General features: G+C 56.2%; 2 protein-coding genes. One reads left to right on the top strand and one right to left on the bottom strand.

All coding sequences use genetic code 11. The features are described from left to right. A partial coding sequence (locus PAT3040_RS38160; protein WP_219930329.1) for a hypothetical protein occupies positions 1-262 on the top strand: 262 nt, incomplete at its 5' end. Positions 263-384: 122 nt separating this feature from the next. On the opposite strand, the gene PAT3040_RS28350 is transcribed toward PAT3040_RS38160, so the two are convergent. Continuing rightward, on the bottom strand, positions 385-1,330 hold a 946-nt coding region (locus PAT3040_RS28350), incomplete at its 5' end, for a peptidylprolyl isomerase (protein ID WP_108995327.1).

Below are 1,330 nucleotides of genomic sequence, written 5' to 3'. Positions count from 1 at the left end.
CGCAATAGCCCGAGAAAATCGGGCTATTGAAGCGCCGCCGGAGCTGCCGAGCGCAATAGCCCGAAAAAATCGGGCTATTGGAGCGCCGCCGGAGCTGCCGAGCGCAATAGCCCGAGAAAATCGGGCTATTGAAGCGCCGCCGGAGCTGCCGAGGTCAATAGCCCGAGAAAATCGGGCTATTGAAGCGCCGCCGGAGCTGCCGAGCACAATAGCCCGAGAAAATCGGGCTATTGAAGCGCCGCCGGAGCTGCGAGCGCAATAGCCCGAGAAAATCGGGCTATAGAGCCCGCCGGACCATAAGCGAGCTGCCCGCCAACTGCCAGCAAAAAGGGGCGTCCCGCAAGTCAAATGTGACTTCGGAACGCCCCTTTTTGGGTTTATGGACTACTCTTTTGCTGGCGCGTCCGTTGCTGGCGGCGCGTCCGTCGCTGCAGGAGCATCGGATGCGGCTGGAGCTTCTTCTTCCAGCGTATTCGTAATTTTCGCTTTGTTGCGAAGCTCGGAGATCCATGTTTCGGATTGCGTGCGAGCTTCCTGACCTACAAGCAGGGTATGGATAGCGGCTTTCTTCTCTTCGAAGATAGGCTCGTACGCTGGCTTGTAGTCCGTCTTCTTGATAATGTGGAAGCCAAAGTCGCTTTTTACGACTTCGGAGATCTCGTCCACTTCAAGCGCGAATGCTGCTTCCTCAAATGGCGCAACCATCTGGCCGCGTCCGAAGAAGTTCAGGTCGCCGCCGTTAGCGGCGGAGCCGTCCTTCGACTTGGCTTGAGCCGTCTCGGCGAAGTCTGCGCCTGCCTTGAGCTCGGCAAGGATGCTGTCCGCTTCTTCCTTCGTATCCACGAGAATGTGGGATGCGCGTACCTGCTCCTCGGTGGAACCCAGCATCGCCTTGTTCTGGTCGAAGTAAGCTTGTACCTCTTCGTCCGTCACTTCGGTTTTGGATTCCAGCGACTTGCGGATCATGGCGCTTAATTTCATCTCGCTGCGGAGAACGTCTTCGGTATAGCCGTACTGAAGAAGGGCGGATTGGAACGCCTCTTCTGTGCCGAATTGGAGCTTGACCGCTTCCATCTCTTGATCAATATCTTGTTCGGAGAACGCGATATTGTTAGCCGACATTTCTTGCTGCACCAGGTTTTCCACGATCAGGTTGTCCAGCGCGGCTTTGCCGTTTGCATTAACGAGCAAATCGTACAGCTGCTCCTTCGAAATCTTCGTCCCGTTGACAGTCGCGACAGCCCCGTTGCTGTCACCTCCGAACGGAGGCTTGACCAATACGACGATTAGCGCGACCACAAGCACGGCGGACAAAATAATCCATCCCATA

This window comes from Paenibacillus agaridevorans (assembly GCF_003112455.1).
Classification (GTDB): domain Bacteria; phylum Bacillota; class Bacilli; order Paenibacillales; family Paenibacillaceae; genus Pristimantibacillus; species Pristimantibacillus agaridevorans.
Note: the sequence above shows the minus strand (reverse complement) of the source record. Positions and strands in the feature narration are given on the sequence as shown.